Annotated in this window: 10 protein-coding genes and 1 pseudogene; 7 read left to right on the forward strand and 4 right to left on the reverse strand. The window is 57.6% G+C overall.

Annotation, left to right across the window (positions count from 1 at the left end; genetic code table 11):
* Positions 1 to 5 precede the first annotated feature (5 nt).
* Genes nagA through nagE form a run of 4 tightly spaced genes read left to right on the forward strand, consistent with a single transcriptional unit; the run spans position 6 to position 6,408 of the window.
* A complete protein-coding gene (gene nagA, locus RHM59_RS10635; protein WP_322286529.1) occupies positions 6 to 1,118 on the forward strand; it encodes an N-acetylglucosamine-6-phosphate deacetylase in 1,113 nt (370 codons plus the stop codon).
* Complete coding sequence (locus RHM59_RS10640; RefSeq protein ID WP_322170773.1) at positions 1,099 to 2,121, forward strand: SIS domain-containing protein; 1,023 nt, start codon at positions 1,099 to 1,101, stop codon at positions 2,119 to 2,121. The genes nagA and RHM59_RS10640 overlap by 20 nt, the downstream gene beginning before the upstream one ends.
* Positions 2,122 to 2,134: 13 nt before the next feature.
* Positions 2,135 to 4,723 carry a phosphoenolpyruvate--protein phosphotransferase gene (gene ptsP / locus RHM59_RS10645; RefSeq protein WP_322286530.1) on the forward strand — a complete coding sequence of 863 codons (2,589 nt, stop codon included), beginning with the start codon at positions 2,135 to 2,137 and terminating at the stop codon, positions 4,721 to 4,723.
* Positions 4,708 to 6,408, forward strand: coding sequence for an N-acetylglucosamine-specific PTS transporter subunit IIBC (gene nagE, locus RHM59_RS10650; RefSeq protein WP_322286531.1), 1,701 nt, complete (start codon positions 4,708 to 4,710; stop codon positions 6,406 to 6,408). The genes ptsP and nagE overlap by 16 nt, the downstream gene beginning before the upstream one ends.
* A gap of 138 nt (positions 6,409 to 6,546) precedes the next feature.
* Here nagE and RHM59_RS10655 read toward each other — a convergent pair whose 3' ends face one another.
* Together RHM59_RS10655 and purL are read right to left on the reverse strand one after the other, a co-directional pair.
* Positions 6,547 to 6,858, reverse strand: coding sequence for a YqfO family protein (locus RHM59_RS10655; protein ID WP_322286532.1), 312 nt, complete (start codon positions 6,856 to 6,858; stop codon positions 6,547 to 6,549).
* Positions 6,859 to 6,872: 14 nt separating this feature from the next.
* A complete protein-coding gene (purL, locus tag RHM59_RS10660) occupies positions 6,873 to 10,769 on the reverse strand; it encodes a phosphoribosylformylglycinamidine synthase (protein ID WP_322286533.1) in 3,897 nt (1,298 codons plus the stop codon).
* A 190-nt stretch (positions 10,770 to 10,959) separates the two neighbouring features.
* Here purL and mltF point away from each other — a divergent pair, with 190 nt between their 5' ends.
* Complete coding sequence (gene mltF / locus RHM59_RS10665; protein WP_322167988.1) at positions 10,960 to 12,420, forward strand: membrane-bound lytic murein transglycosylase MltF; 1,461 nt, start codon at positions 10,960 to 10,962, stop codon at positions 12,418 to 12,420.
* A gap of 195 nt (positions 12,421 to 12,615) precedes the next feature.
* Here mltF and tadA read toward each other — a convergent pair whose 3' ends face one another.
* Positions 12,616 to 13,098: a tRNA adenosine(34) deaminase TadA gene (gene tadA, locus RHM59_RS10670; RefSeq protein ID WP_322167987.1), complete on the reverse strand. Its 483-nt coding sequence runs from the start codon at positions 13,096 to 13,098 to the stop codon at positions 12,616 to 12,618.
* Positions 13,098 to 13,163: pseudogene (locus RHM59_RS25515) on the reverse strand (multicopper oxidase domain-containing protein); the annotation flags it as partial. The pseudogene RHM59_RS25515 and the gene tadA, both read right to left, overlap by 1 nt.
* A 201-nt stretch (positions 13,164 to 13,364) precedes the next feature.
* Between RHM59_RS25515 and RHM59_RS10675 the strand changes: the two are divergent.
* Positions 13,365 to 16,313: a membrane-targeted effector domain-containing toxin gene (locus RHM59_RS10675; RefSeq protein WP_322286534.1), complete on the forward strand. Its 2,949-nt coding sequence runs from the start codon at positions 13,365 to 13,367 to the stop codon at positions 16,311 to 16,313.
* Positions 16,314 to 16,713: 400 nt separating this feature from the next.
* Positions 16,714 to 17,073 (forward strand): hypothetical protein, encoded by a 360-nt coding sequence (locus tag RHM59_RS10680; protein WP_322167985.1) that lies wholly within the window; start codon positions 16,714 to 16,716, stop codon positions 17,071 to 17,073.
* Positions 17,074 to 17,276 lie beyond the last annotated feature (203 nt).

Genomic DNA, 17,276 nt, shown 5'->3' on the forward strand with positions numbered 1-17,276 from the left:
TACCGATGTCCGATCACAACATTCTCACTCCCAAGGGCTGGATTCTCGGCCATCTTGAGCATCAAGACGGCCGCGTGACCGCTGTCCCGGGTCAACCCTGCGATCCGCAAACCAATGACCTGCCTTACCTGCTGCCGGGGTTTATCGACCTGCACATTCACGGCGGCGGCGGCAAAGACATCATGCAAGGCCGTGACGCCTTCGACACCATCGCTCGCACCCACCTGCGCTTCGGCACAACGTCATTATTAGCCACCACCATGACCGCCCCTCCGGAAGAACTTACCGAGGTGTTGGGCGCGCTGGGTGATTATTGCGTGCAACGACCACCCGGCACCGCGCGGGTATTGGGCGTTCATCTGGAGGGGCCGTTCATCAACCCCAGCAAGCTGGGCGCACAACCCAATTTCGCCCACAGCGCTTTGCTGTCGGAAATAGAACATTACCTGAGCCTGGCACCGATCCGAGTGATCACCATTGCCCCGGAAATTGCCGGGCATCTGCAACTGATCCGTGAGCTGAGCCAGCGCGGCATCAGGCTGCAACTGGGGCATACGCTGGGCAGTTACGAAGAGGGTGTCGCCGCCCTCGATGCGGGCGCTTCCAGCTTCACGCACCTGTACAACGCCATGAGTGCGCTGCATCACCGAGAGCCGGGAATTGTCGGCGCGGCGCTGGCCCACGCGCACTACGCCGAATTAATCCCCGACCTGCTGCACGTTCACCCCGGCGCTATGCGCGTCGCCCTGCGCGCCATACCGCGCCTGTACTGCGTGACCGACTCGACCGCCGCTGCGGGCATGCCTGACGGTGAATACAAGCTCGGCAGCCACACCGTCACCAAATGCCTGGGCGGTGTTCGTTTGGCGGACGGCACATTGGCCGGCAGCACGCTGACTATGGACCAAGCGCTGCGCAATCTGGTGAAAATCGGCGTGCCGCTGCCTGAGGCATCACAACGTTTGTCACAATTTCCCGCTGATTATTTAGGTCTGGAAGAGCGTGGACGCTTGCAAATCGGCAGCTGGGCTGATTGCGTAGAACTGGATCGTTCACTGAAGGTGCAGGCCGTTATGGTCGAAGGAGAAGCCATTGAACTTGAACTCAAAAATGCTTGAAGAAGCCCTGTCGTCCGGCGATGCCGTCGAGCGCCAGTTACGCACGCTGGACCGGTCCTTGGTGCACGTCGCCGAGCGCCTGCGTCAAGCGGCACCGCAGGTCATCATGACCGTCGCCCGTGGCAGTTCTGACCACGCCGCCAGCTATTTTGCTTACTTGACCATGCAACTGACCGGTGTGCCGGTGGCCTCGTTGCCGATGTCGGTGGTCACCTTGCAGCACTCGCCGATGCATGTTCAGGGTCAAACGGTTTTCGCTTTTTCTCAGTCCGGCCAAAGCCCCGATCTGGTGGACAGCCTGCGCACCCTACGTGAGCGCGGCGCCTTGAGCATTGCGTTGGTCAACGCCGAACATTCACCCCTGGAAGCCGCCAGCGAATATGTATTGCCGCTGTGCGCGGGGGCCGAACGCAGCGTTGCGGCGACCAAAAGTTTCATCGCTACCCTAAGCGCCAGCGCCCGTTTGATCGGTCATTGGCAGCAAGACGACGCGCTGCTGGCGGCCGGCTTGGCGCTGCCGGACAACCTGCGTGAAGCCGCTCAACAGGATTGGAGCCCAGCTGTCGAGGCGCTGCGTGACTGCCAACAGTTGTTGGTGATCGGCCGTGGCGCCGGGTTTGCAATCGCTCAGGAAGCCGCGCTGAAGTTCAAGGAAACCTCGGCGATTCAAGCCGAAGCGTTCAGCAGTGCCGAAGTGCGGCACGGCCCCATGGCGCTGGTCGGCGAACACTACCCACTGCTTATTTTCGCCCCGCGTGGTGCAGAGCAAGCCGGTTTGTTGAGCTTTGCCGCTGACATGCGCAAACAGGGCGCCCGCGTGTTGTTGGCCGCGCCGGACGATATCGAGCAACGGGATTTAACCCTGGGCCGCGCGGCCCATCCCGCGCTGGACCCGATCCTTGCCATCCAGAGTTTCTACGTCATGGCCGCTCAGTTGGCCAAGGCCCGCGGCATGGACCCTGATCAACCCCGGCACTTGAGCAAAGTCACCCTCACTCACTGAATGAGAACGCGCCATGCATAACAACAAGGATTTGATTCTCAGCGCGCCCCTCAGCGGACCGGTGATGCCACTGTCACAGGTCCCCGACCCGGTGTTCGCCAGCGGCGCCTTGGGCGAGGGCATTGCGATTGACCCAACCAACGAATGCCTTTACGCGCCGTGTGCCGGGGTCGTTGTGCATATCGCCCGCACCCTGCATGCCGTGACGTTACGTGCGGACAATGGTGCCGAATTTTTACTGCACGTCGGCCTCGACACCGTTGCCCTCGCCGGTGAAGGTTTTACCGTGCTGGTGGAGCAAGGCGAACGCGTCGAGGAAGGTCAGGCGCTGCTGCGTTTGGACCTCGACCGCATCGCGCAGCATGCCACCAGCCTGATCAGCACCTTGGTATTGATTAACGGTGACCGTTTCAGGTCGATACCAGTCGCCGGTGTGTCATCGATCACGGTAGGCCAACCGCTGCTGCACGTCAGCGCAGTGCAGTCGCAAACAGCCCTCGACTCGAGCCACAGTTCTACCATTGAGCCAGCTCGCGGCCGGGTTCGTGTCGCCCACAGCGGCGGCTTGCACGCGCGTCCGGCAGCATTGGTGCGTCAGACCGCCCAAGGTTTTGTCAGCCAGAGCGAATTGCATTTCGCCGGGCAAAGCAGCTCATCAAACAGCCTGGTCGGGCTCATGGGATTGGGGATCGCCGAGCAGGATGAAGTTGAAGTGGTCTGTCTGGGTGAAGACAGTGAGGCCGCGCTGCTGGCACTGATCAAGGCTTTGTCCATCCCGTCGGCCCATGAACAACCACGGCGACCATCAGCCCCGGTCGTGACGCTGAACGCAACGGTTGAGGAAGGCGTATTACAGGGCGTCTGCGCCTCGCCTGGACTGGTCAGTGGTCCGTTGTTCCGGTTGCATGCGGTTCATTTGCCGGACGAGCCGGGTCAGCAGGTTGCCAGTGTGCAGCACCACGCGCTGCACACTGCGCTGCAGCAGGTGAGCGCTGATATTCAATGCACGTTGCACAGTGCCGAGCAGCGCGGTGAAGACGAAGAAGCCGCGATTTTCTCCACTCATTTGGCACTGTTGGAAGACCCAGGGCTACTGGATGCCGCCAAACTCGCCATCGACCAAGGCTGCGCAGCGACCCATGCCTGGAGCCAAGCCCTGCTTGCTCAATGCGACGTGTTACAGGCATTGGGTAAACCGTTGTTGGCCGAGCGCGCCAACGACCTTCGCGACTTGCGCCAACGGGTGTTGCGCGCCCTTCTCGGTGATGCCCGACGACTTGATATTCCCATCGGTGCCATCGTCGTCGCCCACGAACTGACGCCGTCGGATTTGCTGATGCTCAGCCAGCATGCTGTGGCAGGCCTGTGCATGGCCGCAGGTGGCGCCACCTCACACGTGGCTATTCTGGCGCGGGGCAAAGGCTTGCCCTGCGTGGTGGCCTTGGGATCTGCGTTGCTGGATCAGCAATCGGGTAAGACCGTCGTCCTCAATGCCGACCAAGGCCAATTGGAACTGACACCCAGCGCCCAACGCCTGCATCACGTCATCGAGCACCACCAATCCCAAGTGCAGCAACGACGCACTCAGCAGCAATACGCCCATGTGCCTGCCATGACCCTGGATGGCGTGACCATTGAAGTGGCCGCCAACGTTGCCTCCCGGGGTGATGCTGCTGAGGCTCACGCGGCGGGTGCTGACGGTGTGGGTTTGTTGCGCACCGAATTTTTGTTTGTTGATCGCAACACGGCGCCCGATGAACACGAACAATGGACGGCCTATCAGGGCGTGCTGGATGCCATGGGCGATAAGCCAGTGGTCATCCGTACGATTGACGTCGGAGGCGACAAGCAATTGGCGTATCTACCACTGCCCGCCGAAGCCAACCCGGTGTTGGGTTTGCGCGGTATTCGCCTCGGTCAGTTGCGTCCAGAACTTCTCGACCAACAATTGCGCGCCTTGCTGCGGGTCAGCCCGCAGCAGCGGTGCCGAATCCTGCTGCCCATGGTCAGCGAAGTGGATGAGTTGCTGAACATTCGTCAGCGCCTGGAGGTGTTGAGCGCCGAGTTGGGGATCAAACACCGTGCACAACTCGGGGTCATGATCGAAGTGCCTTCCGCTGCTCTGCTGGCCGAGCAACTGGCTGAACACGCGGACTTTTTGTCTATCGGCACTAATGACCTTTCTCAATACACCTTGGCCATGGACCGGGACCATGCGGGGCTTGCGGCACGGGTCGATGCCCTGCATCCCGCGCTGCTGCGCCTGATTGCAATGACCTGTGTTGGTGCTGCGCGGCATCAGCGTTGGGTCGGTGTGTGCGGCGCGTTGGCGTCCGATCCACTGGCGACGGCGGCGTTGATTGGCCTGGGTGTGCGCGAGCTGTCGGTCAGCCCACCCTTGATAGGAGAAATCAAGGCACGTGTGCGTGAATTGAACATGGCTGAATGTCAGCGCTGGAGCCAATCGTTGCTCGGCTTGAATAGCGCGCAGGCAGTACGTCAGGCGTGTCAGCGACACTCGATGCCCCACGCTTTTGTGCAACAACAACAACAACAACAACAACAACAACAACAAGGGGAACCGCCATGTACCAGCACTTGATCGAAGGGTTACAGCGGCTTGGCCGTGCCTTGATGTTACCCATCGCCATTTTGCCCATCGCCGGCCTATTGCTCCGCCTCGGTGATACCGACCTGCTGAACATCGCCATCGTCCATGCCGCCGGTAATGCGATCTTCGCCAACCTGGCGCTGATTTTCGCCATCGGCATCGCCGTGGGTTTCGCCCGCGACAACAACGGCACGGCGGGGTTGGCCGGTGCCATTGGTTATCTGGTGATGGTCTCAGCCCTCAAGGTGCTGGACCCGAATATCGACATGGGTATTTTGGCCGGGATCATCAGCGGTCTGGTCGCAGGGGCGCTGTATAACCGTTTCAAGGACATCAAACTCCCGGAGTACCTGGCATTTTTCGGCGGAAGGCGCTTCGTGCCCATAGCTACCGGGTTAACCGCCGTGGTGCTCGGCATGATATTCGGGCTGATCTGGCCGCCGTTACAAGAGGGCATCAACAGCCTCGGTAAAATGATGCTGGAAAGCGGCAGCGTGGGTGCCTTTGCCTTCGGTGTCATGAATAGGTTGCTGATTATTACCGGCCTGCACCACATCCTGAATAACTTGGTGTGGTTCGTTTTCGGAACCTTCACCGACCCGGAAACCGGACGCGTAGTAACGGGTGACCTGGCACGCTACTTTGCGGGCGACCCCAATGGTGGGCAGTTTATGACCGGCATGTTTCCGATGATGATGTTCGGCCTGCCGGCGGCTTGTTTGGCGATGTACCGAAATGCCTTGTCTGACCAACGTAAGTTGATTGGTGGGGTGTTGTTGTCGATGGCCCTGACCTCGTTTTTGACCGGCGTTACCGAGCCGATAGAATTTGCCTTTATGTTTCTCGCGCCTTTGCTGTATCTGATTCACGCGCTGTTGACCGGGTTGTCGATGATGTTGGCCGATCTGCTCAATATCCACTTGGGATTCACCTTTTCCGGCGGCGCCATCGACCTGGCGCTGGGCTGGGGCAAGTCCACCAATGGTTGGATGATTTTTCCGCTGGGGCTGCTGTATGCGGTGGTGTACTACTTGGTGTTCGACTACTGCATTCGGCGCTTCAATTTGAAAACCCCAGGGCGCGAACAACTGGCGAGCAGCGGGGACGTCGCAATACCCCAAAGCGAACGCGCCGGCGCCTATATTCGTGCATTAGGGGGCGCGGCTAACCTACTGAGCATCGATGCCTGCACCACGCGTTTACGCCTGCAACTGGCAGACCGCAGCAAGGCCATCGACAGCGAACTCAAAGCCCTGGGCGCTATGGCTGTCGTTCGACCTGGCAATGCGGGCAGCTTGCAAGTGGTAGTCGGGCCGATGGCGGACAGTCTGGCGGATGAATTGCGAATTGCGTTGCCCACCACCCTTGAGCCGGCCGCAATCATTGCCGTCAGTACCGAAAACCAGGCACAACCGGTGAGTAGCCTAGAAGCGCAACAATGGCTCGCGGCGCTGGGTGGTCAACACGTATTGAAACTGGAGTGCGTCGCCCTCACCCGGCTACGCGTTCAATTGGGCGCAGGTCAGAAAATGGCCGAAAACGGCTTGAACGCACTGGGTTGTTTGGGATTGAGTCGTCTGGAAGATGGCGTGTGGCATGTGCTGGTCGGTGAGCGAGCACAAGGGTTGAGCGAGGCGATACAGCCGATGTTGGCGCAGGGTTTAACGCCGCGATGAGGGGATCGCTGAAACCCTGTGGGACCGAGTTTATTCGGGAAGGTCACGCCACGGTGCATCAGACAAACCGCGTCGCCTGCTTCGCGAATGAATTCGCTCCCACAGAAAACCAAAACCGCGACGAGCTTCTGCGCTGATTTAGAAATCAGCCAATCGCCACACTTCATACGCCGGCGTTTCGTAGGGATGGCTCTGTTTCAGGGCCACCACCACCTGGGCGATCAATCCGTCTGCCACGACCAGTTCGACTTTCCATTCCTGCACGTGCTCGATCTCTCCGGTGCCTCCAATAAACGGCTGGCTGCCGTCCAATGGGCGGAACTGGCCTTGACCGAGCACTTGCCATGAGCAGTGATCGTAAGCGCCGATCCGCCCCGCACCGGCGGCGAATACAGCACTTTTGACCACATCCACATGACTCGGCGGAACAAAAAAGCTGAGCTTGTACATGGTAGACGCTGGCCTCAGTTCACCCACACCCGTGCATTACGGAAGATGCGCATCCAGGCAGCGTCTTCGTTCCACTCATCGGGACGCCATGAGTTCTGCACTGCGCGAAATACCCGCTCAGGGTGCGGCATCAGGATGGTGACGCGACCGTCGCGGGTGGTCATGCCGCCAATACCGCGTGGCGAGCCGTTCGGGTTGGCCGGGTACTTTTCTGTCACCTTACCGTGGTTGTCGACGAAGCGAATCGCTACGCAGCCAGACACATCGGCTTCGAGCAGCGCGTCGTCGCTGGCAAACTCGGCATGGCCTTCACCGTGGGCAATGGCGATCGGCATGCGCGAACCGGCCATGCCCTGCAAGAAGATCGAAGGCGAATCCTGCACTTGGACCATCGCGACCCGTGCTTCGAACTGCTCGGAACGGTTACGCACGAAGTGCGGCCAGAACTCGCTGCCAGGAATCAATTCCCGCAGGTTGGACAACATCTGGCAACCGTTGCACACGCCGAGGGTGAAGCTGTCCTCACGCTCGAAGAAGCCCTGGAACGCATCCCGTGCACGGGTATTGAACAAAGCCGATTTGGCCCAGCCCTCCCCCGCTCCCAGTACGTCGCCGTAGGAAAAACCACCGCATGCCACCAGACCTTTGTACTCATTCAGATCCACGCGACCGGCGAGGATATCGCTCATGTGTACGTCGATGGCGTTGAAGCCCGCGCGATCAAACGCAGCCGCCATCTCAACCTGACCGTTGACGCCCTGCTCACGCAGAACGGCGACTTGTGGGCGAATGTTCTTCTTGATGTACGGCGCGCTGATGTCGTCGTTTACATCGAACCCAACCTTGACGCTAAGGCCAGGGTTATCTTCTTCCAACAGCACGTCGAACTCTTGTTCAGCGCATTCAACGTTGTCACGCAAACGCTGGATTTGGTAGCTGGTTTCAGCCCACTGGCGTTGCAGCAAGCGACGCTGACCGCCAAACACCGGATCACCGTTGAAGCTGATGGCCACTTCGTCGTTGTTCACCGGTTGGCCGATGACCGACACACATTCGCCAAAACCGGCCGCGCTGAACTGTGCGAGTACATCCGGGGTATCGTCCTGACGAACCTGAATCACGGCACCGAGTTCTTCGTTGAACAGGATCGCGGCCAGATCGGCCGAGCTGTCAGCCAATCCATCAAGGAACAGATTCAAACCACAATGACCGGCGAAGGCCATTTCAAGAGCAGTGACCAACAGCCCGCCGTCGGAACGGTCATGGTAGGCCAGCACGTGACCGTCGGCGTTGAGTCCCTGGATCACGGCAAAAAAAGCTTTGAGGTCTTCGGCGTCATCCACGTCCGGCGCAATACGCCCGAGCTTGCCGTGGGTCTGCGCGAGAATCGATGCGCCCATGCGGTTTTGACCACGGCCCAGGTCGATCAGGACAAGGTCGGTTTCGCCCTTGTCCATGCGCAGCTCGGGGGTCATGGTTTTGCGAATGTCGGTCACTGGCGCAAAGCCGGTGACGATCAATGACAGCGGCGACGTCACGCTCTTGTCCGTATCTTCATCGCGCCACTGGGTTTTCATGGACATGGAGTCCTTGCCCACTGGAATGGTTATCCCCAATTCCGGGCACAATTCCATGCCGACCGCCCTGACGGTGTCGTACAAACGGGCGTCTTCGCCGGGGTGACCGGCCGCTGACATCCAGTTGGCCGACAATTTGATGTCGGAAATTTTGGCGATGCGCGACGCGACGATGTTGGTCAGGGTTTCGCCAATGGCCATCCGGCCAGACGCCGGGGCATCCAGCAGTGCCAACGGCGTACGTTCGCCCATGGCCATGGCTTCGCCGGTTTCAACATCAAAGCTGGTGGCGGTCACGGCGCAGTCAGCCACCGGCACTTGCCACGGGCCCACCATTTGATCGCGAGCAACCAGGCCGGTGATAGAACGGTCACCGATGGTGATCAGGAAACTTTTGCTGGCAACAGCCGGGTGGTGCAGAACCCGTGTCACACAGTCTTCGATGTCCAGCGTGCTTGGGTCGAAATCATCGCCCAGCGCCTCTTCGCGAACAGCTGAGCGGTGCATGCGCGGTGCTTTGCCCAGCAATACTTCCAGCGGCATGTCCACCGGGCTGTTGCCGAAATGGCTGTCGGTGACGGTCAGTTGCGGCTCAGCAGTGGCTTCACCGACAACGGCAAACGGGCAACGCTCACGTTCGCAGATGGCTTTGAAGCGCTCGAAATCCGCCGCGCCCACCGCCATCACGTAGCGCTCCTGGGATTCGTTGCTCCAGATTTCCAGCGGGGCCATGCCCGGCTCGTCATTCGGAATGCTGCGCAGCTCGAAACGACCGCCGCGCTCACCGTCGTTCACCAGTTCCGGGAAGGCGTTGGATAAACCGCCGGCGCCGACGTCGTGGATGAAGCTGATCGGGTTGTCTTCACCCAACTGCCAGCAACGGTCGATCACTTCCTGACAACGGCGCTCCATCTCAGGGTTTTCACGCTGAACGGAAGCGAAATCCAGATCTGCCGAACTGGTGCCGGTGGCCATCGACGAGGCTGCACCGCCGCCGAGGCCGATCAACATGGCCGGGCCACCGAGCACGATCAGCTTGGAGCCGACCACGATTTCGGCTTTCTGGACGTGTTCGTCACGAATGTTGCCCATACCACCGGCCAACATGATCGGTTTGTGGTAACCACGAACTTCATCACCGTGGGGGGTGCTGATTGATTGTTCGAATGTACGGAAATAACCGGTGAGTGCCGGGCGCCCAAACTCGTTGTTGAATGCCGCGCCGCCCAATGGGCCTTCCAACATGATGTCCAACGCGGTGACGATGCGCTCGGGTTTTCCATACGGCAGCTCCCAAGGCTGTACGAACCCGGGAATTTGTAAGTTGGACACGGTAAAACCGGTCAGGCCGGCTTTCGGCTTGGCGCCACGACCGGTCGCACCTTCGTCGCGAATTTCACCACCCGAACCGGTGGCAGCACCGGGGAACGGCGCAATGGCTGTTGGGTGGTTATGGGTCTCCACCTTCATCAGGATGTGCACCGGTTCCTGAACCGCACCGTACTGGCGGGTCTCGGGATTCGGGAAGAAGCGTCCGGCAACCGGGCCAGCGATGACGGCGGCGTTATCTTTATACGCAGACAACACACCTTCGCCATGCATCTGGAAGGTGTTCTTGATCATGCCGAACAGGCTTTTTTCCTGATTCTCGCCGTCGATGTCCCAGCTGGCATTGAAGATCTTGTGACGGCAATGCTCGGAGTTGGCCTGAGCGAACATCATCAGTTCGATGTCGTGGGGGTTTCGGCCCAGCGCAGCGAAGCTTGTCACCAAATAATCGATTTCGTCGTCAGCCAGGGCCAGGCCCAGTTGGACGTTGGCAACTTCCAGCGCGGCGCGACCGCCACCCAACACATCAATGGCCGTGAGCGGCTTGGGTTCGGCGTGGCTAAACAGACCGGCAGCCTGTTCCAGCGAACCCAACACCAGTTGAGTCATGCGGTCATGCAGGCAGTGGGCGATCAACTCGGCTTGGGCGTCGCTGAACTGGCCTTCGACATAGAAGGCGATCCCACGCTCAAGGCGCTTGATTTTCGCGAGACCGCAATTGCGGGCGATGTCGCTGGCCTTGCTCGACCATGGCGAAATAGTGCCGAACCGTGGCAACACCAAAAACAGCCGGCCGCCCGGTTCTTGAACCGGCACGCTCGGGCCGTATTTCAGAAGGCGGGCGAGCACCTGCTGTTCTTCATCACTAAGAACGCCAGCGACCTCAGCGAAGTGGGCGAATTCGGCGTACAAGCCACTGACAGCTGGAACTTTGAGTTCCAGTTGCGCAAGTAATTTGCTGTGGCGGAAGGCAGAAAGGGCAGGAGCACCGCGCAGGATCAACATCTTCGGGACAGCCTCGGGAAGGGGTGTGCTTTGAGGCCGTGCATTCTAGCCTAAACCGCCTCTTTCGGCACCCAAAACGGTTCCGCCTGGCATCGCCGAATGTCGGCGCCCCGAATAACGCTTCGCCTTATCAGACATGGCCTTCTCTGTCGAGATATGGTGCCGAGGGTCCTTTGCGTATACTGCACCGATGTTTTCCCATCCCGCTTTCCGCCCGCTGTGTGCCAAATGGCTCATCGCAACCGGACTCTTCCTGATGCTCGGCGCCTGTGTTGATAAACCCAACACATTGGAGCGAGTCAAGGAGGATGGCGTTTTGCGCGTCGTAACTCGTAACAGTCCGGCTACTTATTTCCAGGATCGCAACGGCGAAACCGGTTTTGAATACGAGTTAGTCAAGCGTTTCGCCGAAGATCTCGGCGTCACACTGAAGATCGAGACAGCTGACAACATCGACGATTTGTATGATCAATTACACAAACCCGGCGGTCCGGTACTGGCCGCCGCCGGTTTGGTGGCGACGGATTCACGCAAATTGCAGGTGCGCTTTTCCCACCCTTACCTGCAAGTCACCCCGCAGATTATTTACCGCAACGGTCAATCGCGCCCCTCAACGACTGCTGATTTGATCGGAAAAAAAATCATGGTGCTCAAGGGCAGCAGCCACGCCGAGCAATTGGCGGCCTTGAAACTGCAAATGCCTGCACTGGAATACGAAGAGTCCGACGCAGTTGAAGTCGTTGACCTACTACGAATGGTCGATGAGGGACAAATTGATCTGACTTTGGTCGATTCGAATGAATTGGCAATGAATCAGGTGTACTTCCCAAACGTGCGGGTGGGCTTCGATTTGGGCGAGGGTCGCGATCAGCGTTGGGCGGTTGCGCCGGGTGAAGACAACAGCCTGCTGAACGAGATCAACAAGTTTCTCGACAAGGTAGAGAAGAACGGCACGCTTCAACGCCTGAAGGACCGTTATTACGGGCACGTGGACGTGCTGGGTTATGTTGGTGCCTACACCTTCGCGCAACACCTTCAAGAGCGCTTGCCGCGTTACGAAAAACACTTCAAAACCTCGGCCAAGCAAGAACAGGTGGACTGGCGATTACTTGCGGCCATCGGTTACCAAGAGTCTCTGTGGCAACCCGAAGTGACGTCGAAAACCGGTGTGCGCGGTTTGATGATGCTGACCCAAAACACGGCGCAAGCCATGGGCGTGGTCAATCGGCTGGACGCCAAGCAAAGCATCGAAGGCGGGGCAAAATATTTTGCCTCCATGAAAGATCAGCTGGATGACAAGATTGAAGAGCCCGATCGAACGTGGTTGGCCCTGGCCGCTTACAACGTTGGCAGCGGGCATCTGGACGATGCGCGAAAAATGGCAGAAGCCGAAGGGCTGGACCCTAATAAATGGCTGGACGTGAAGAAAATGCTGCCGCGTCTGGCGCAAAAGAAGTGGTTCAGCAAAACCCGCTACGGCTACGCCCGTGGTGGCGAACCGGTGACTTTTGTCGCGAACATCCGCCGCTATTACGACATCCTCACTTGGGTGACTCAGCCACAGCTCGAAGGCAGCCAAGTGGCCGAGGGCAACCTGCATGTACCGGGTGTCGACAAGACCAAACCGACCGAAGAAAATCCTGCGCTGTAACCTATAAATCCCTGTCACAGGTAGTTTCGGATTTTTCCGTGGGAGCGCGCTTGCCCGCGATCGGTTGCGCAGCAGCCGTAAATTCAACGACTCATACTTTCAGTTAGAACCGCGCCAACCTATAGGGACCGCTACGCGATCTATCGCGGGCAAGTGCGCTCCTACACCCCAGATTGTGACGAACCTCTGGGGGATTCAGCCCTTGACCCGCCTCGCCTTGAAAAAATCACTCAACATCGTCCCGCACTCTTCGGCCAGTACACCGCCCTCAACCAGCACTCGATGGTTAAGAAACCCTTGAGTAAAGAATTGCCCTTGGCTCTGCACGATACCGGCCTTGGGCTCGAGCGCGCCGTACACCACTCGCGCGATGCGTGAATGCACGATCAGCCCGGCGCACATGCTGCACGGTTCAAGGGTGACATAGAGCGTGCTGCCAGACAGCCTATAGTTACCCAACGCCTGCGCCGCCGCCCGGATCGCGACCATTTCCGCATGGGCGCTGGGGTCGTGGCCACTGATCGGGCAGTTAAAGCCGCGACCAATGATTTCGCCGTTTTGCACCACCACCGCCCCCACCGGCACTTCGCCCAGCACCCCACCTTGGGCGGCGAGCGCCAGCGCTTCGCGCATAAAGTGCTGATCCTGACTGCGATCAATAATCTGTGGCTGCCTCATCAGGACACCTCAATTGCGGCCATAAGCCCGGTTTCCATGTGGTCGATCACATGGCAGTGGAACATCGCGATCAAATGCCACGGCGTGGAAAAGGGCAACACGATACACCGCGTCACGCGCCAGGCAAAACGCAGCGACCTTTTGCCTGTTGCTATGGCGACTAGCCCCCCCGTTTTATAGGTTTTTCAAACCCGATAAATGATTAGTGCAAAACCGATAAAAAAAACAATCACGCTTAGGATCTACTTTTTGATGAATGAATAACGATGCCCTCAACTGAAACCTCTCAACCATCATCCATTGCCAGCGCTGTCCAGTTAGCGCTAAACAGCATGGGCCAACGATTGGTCTGGGCATGCCCGGACATGCTGCAAATGGCACGGGACGCCGCAAAAGAAATTCTGGAAAAGCACGTCGGATTTTATATCGAACCCGATCAGGTTTACTGGCACCGCTTTACCACTTCCGTCAGCAGCCCACGAACATTTAACGGTTGGCAGCACTTCGACCCACCCGTTGAGTCTCTGACACTGCCGCAACTGGTCATGCGCCGGTTCTACGCCCATGACCAAGATGATGTCCTTGATCTCCAGGTGACTGGAGGCTTCTACACTGCGGGGCCGTCGGCCCAGGTTTTCAATGAAACAAACAAAATCAGGATACTGCCCGCCAACGTGCTGAGCGACCTCTGGCAAATCGATTTCAGCGCTCGCTATACGGCGAAGCTGAATGACTTTTGGCAAGACTACGCTGACGACTTCCGTACCATGGCCAAAGCCAATTTCCTCGCCAAGGCGCTGGAGGAGCGAGACAGCGGTTGGTTATCTGAAAGAAATTTCAACACGGTCGTCAAGGCGACCTGCGGCAGCGTTACCTGGCCGGTCAGTCTGGAACAACTCAGGTCAGCAAGCCCCTCCGCCGCGAATCTGCGGGTCTGTACCTTTGATATCGCCGGTATTGTCTCCAGCAATATCCTGCGCATTGTTGACGCGTCTGGCAGGCAATTGCTCTATGTGCCGGGGGATATGGATGCGTTTCATGTGTTTGAAAACCCCGACGATCTGCACTGGTGGGTCATGTCGCAAACCAGCCGAGCGCCGAACCGCGCCGAGTTCATGGCGCACTTCCCCTTGTCCAGCCACCTGCAAACCGACAGCGCCGTGGGTTTGAATCACCTGATCGACCTGGTATTCAGCCAGTGGGGCGCACCCGGCCCAAGCCTGATCAACCGAAATGACCACGGTATCACCGGCGATGCTTTCAACTGGATGCGCGACGCTGCAAAAAACCGGATGGCTGATGACGCATACGTTTCCCTGCACTCCAATGCCGATCTCAGGAAACAGATGTGGATCGGCTTTCTCAGTAACTTCTCGCGGGTCGCCAGTGGGATGGCCACATTGGATTGGCCGGTTGCGTTAGTGGCAGTAGGTGCAGGCTTGACGAACACTGGCATGAACATCGATCAAGCGGTAAACGGTCACACAACTGCTGAACGCAAGGCCGGAGTCGTCGGTGCCATCCTCAGCAGCGTGGATGCGTTGTTCAACGCACCCTTTCTGGCGGGACTGGAAGCGGAGCCGGCAGAACGCGAAGCGGCGTTGGAGCAAGCCATTCCCGAAGAAGAGGACGCCTCATTCGAGCCTATCGACTACCGTGGATTGGTCGCCGATGTTGTAGCGATAGCACCCGGACCGGTTTATCCCGTCTCAACCGATGCGCTGTTGGCGCCGTTCGAAACCAACACCTTACTGGAAGACTTTGCACCAACGGGAGAAGGCCGAATGCGCGGCGTCTGCGTACTCGATAAAGGCGAAACCTATATATCCATAAGTGACGTCGCCTACAGAGTGCGCTATGTCGACGAGTTAAAAAGCTGGGTGGTGGTTGATCCCGCTCAGCCCTACTCGTTTTATCGCAATTTACCTGTTCGGCTGAATGAGCTCGGCGGATGGGAGCCGTCCGTTGGCAATGGGCTTAAAGGCGGCGGCAAGGTATTTGGCAGGCTACCTTGGGGCCAGGCAACCGAGGCGGCGATTGAGGCCGAGCCCTTTGTCAGTTCATACGAGGTTTGGGACTCAGAGAAAGCTGACCTAAAAATCGCTGCCGGGGGTGCGGACAACAAAGTGCTCAGTGGCGAACGTCAAAGCCTGGATCCGACTTGGCATGATCCCTACGTCAACTTCAGGGCCATCCGAACGCGCTTACTTGAAGACGCCTCAGCGTTTTATGCACACCCGAACGTTCCACTCAAACCGGAAATACCCGTAATGGACCCCACGACCGTGGGCACATACAGGATAAAAAAGATCTTCCAGAAAAGCGCTGGCCTAGTGATCGGAGAAAGCCACGCCAGCATCGGCAGTAAACAATTGCTGATCGAAAACATGCCGCAACTGGCCAAACTGAAAGTTAAAACACTCTATATGGAACATCTTCTTACCGACTTCCATCAAGTTGACCTCGATACGTTTTCCCGAACCGGGAGTATGCCTAAAGGCCTCGAGCGGTATCTCAAAGACCTTGATACTGGGCACCGCACCGATCCCAGCGGCCAATATACTTTTCTAGCAGTGGTCAAGGTAGCCAACGAAAATCATATTCGCGTCCGGGCACTAGACTGCATGGCGAGTTACAGGCTAGCTGGGATGCCTGATCAAGACGGCTTGCTCCGGCAAAAGGTCATGAATTATTTCGCGCGAACCGTTATTGATGCGGATAAAACCGCCAGGGGCGCAACAAAATGGATCGCTTTAGTCGGCAGTAGCCATGCCAGTAATTATAAAGGGGTGCCAGGGATCAGCGAATTAGAGGGAGCTATCAGCCTGCGAATTGAAGATGTTGACGAAGGTCAATCCAGCGGTATCGAAATTGATCCCGGCAAAAACATACCTATTGGCTTCGGGAGTGAAACCGGGTTTGTTAAAAGTGACCTAAGGCTGCAGGTGGAACTAGGCATCAGCGTTACGCCGCTGGACTCCGCCGCCAGTCGATTGACCAAGGCGGGAATGTTCACCCTCAGCAGGTCTGGACAGCAACTGACATTAATACACCGCAGTTCAAGCAATACCCTTGTTTTCACCGTGATTCATTCCGAAGGCGGACATTACTATCTTGAAAGACCTAAGTGGCCTTACGTCAGCGGACGACGTTTCGACAGTACCCGTGAATTGGTAAAGGCGCTGAAATTGATGGGCATGAAGTGGGTCCACTAGCCTGCTGAAGGCTTACGGAAACAGCCGCTGATTTTATTAGCGGCTGTTTGGTAACTGTGGCATTAACTAACGCGTGCCAGCACACCCCGTTATAAACGCCGTCTGTGGCGACGTGACCTGGCCGATCAGCATTGACAGGCTCATGTCAGAGGTCACCTCGGACGCAAACACCTTCGATATTGCCGGTTATTCATCCCTACGATGTCGGAGCGGGCTTGCGTTTGCTGCGCGACAACGCAGTGCCGAGTTTGATCAAAGCGCAATGGCTCAGCCCGATTTAGCTTGTTCTTGCTGGAAGGTAAGCACAATGAACTCGGTGAGTCGGCGGTGCTTGAATCATACCAAGAAGGGTAACGACCTCGGCATTTGGCGCTGAGGGCGAGTTCAGAAAGGGCGCCAATTGTTAAGTGTCACCACCGAACAGATGGGTGAAGTCGATATCCGCCGTTTGATGCAAGCCATGTTGTTGCAGGCGCAGGAGATGCAAACAGCGCTTTGCCTATTCGATATCATCGGCGGTGCCAGCCCGGACTCCATCCGGTTTGCCCAGGATATACAAAGGTTCTGTGACAATACGGGCAATACCGGTCTTCAATACGGGGCGAGCTATTACCCGTTTATTAACCCTACTGTCATGCAACGTGCAGAAGTAAATGGTACTAGGATCCGACAGGACGGAGTAATACTGACCACCAAACGCAAAAATAAAATATCAAGACAAAACTACAGGACAGGACAGAACAGGACGCTTACAGCGTAAATAAGGCTATATTTACTTGTCAACCCAGTATCCCGACAAAGACAGACCGAAAGATCAATACCGCTCAAATTACACCAATAGAATAGTCAATTAAAACAACAGGTTGCATAACCGTTTTCCTTATGTATAACTTTTGTGAAACCACTACGAACACATCCGAGTAACTGTGATTGAGCGATGTCGGAATTTTAAAATCAAGAGTT

Origin of the sequence: Pseudomonas sp. MH10 (assembly GCF_034353045.1) — a bacterium.
Lineage (GTDB): Bacteria > Pseudomonadota > Gammaproteobacteria > Pseudomonadales > Pseudomonadaceae > Aquipseudomonas.

Coding starts and splice junctions, on each gene's coding strand:
- nagA (WP_322286529.1), top strand. CDS start 6: ATGTCCGATCACAACATTCTCACTCCCAAGGGCTGGATTCTCGGCCAT.
- ptsP (WP_322286530.1), top strand. CDS start 2,135: ATGCATAACAACAAGGATTTGATTCTCAGCGCGCCCCTCAGCGGACCG.
- nagE (WP_322286531.1), top strand. CDS start 4,708: ATGTACCAGCACTTGATCGAAGGGTTACAGCGGCTTGGCCGTGCCTTG.
- RHM59_RS10655 (WP_322286532.1), bottom strand. CDS start 6,858: ATGTACAAGCTCAGCTTTTTTGTTCCGCCGAGTCATGTGGATGTGGTC.
- purL (WP_322286533.1), bottom strand. CDS start 10,769: ATGTTGATCCTGCGCGGTGCTCCTGCCCTTTCTGCCTTCCGCCACAGC.
- mltF (WP_322167988.1), top strand. CDS start 10,960: ATGTTTTCCCATCCCGCTTTCCGCCCGCTGTGTGCCAAATGGCTCATC.
- tadA (WP_322167987.1), bottom strand. CDS start 13,098: ATGAGGCAGCCACAGATTATTGATCGCAGTCAGGATCAGCACTTTATG.
- RHM59_RS10675 (WP_322286534.1), top strand. CDS start 13,365: ATGCCCTCAACTGAAACCTCTCAACCATCATCCATTGCCAGCGCTGTC.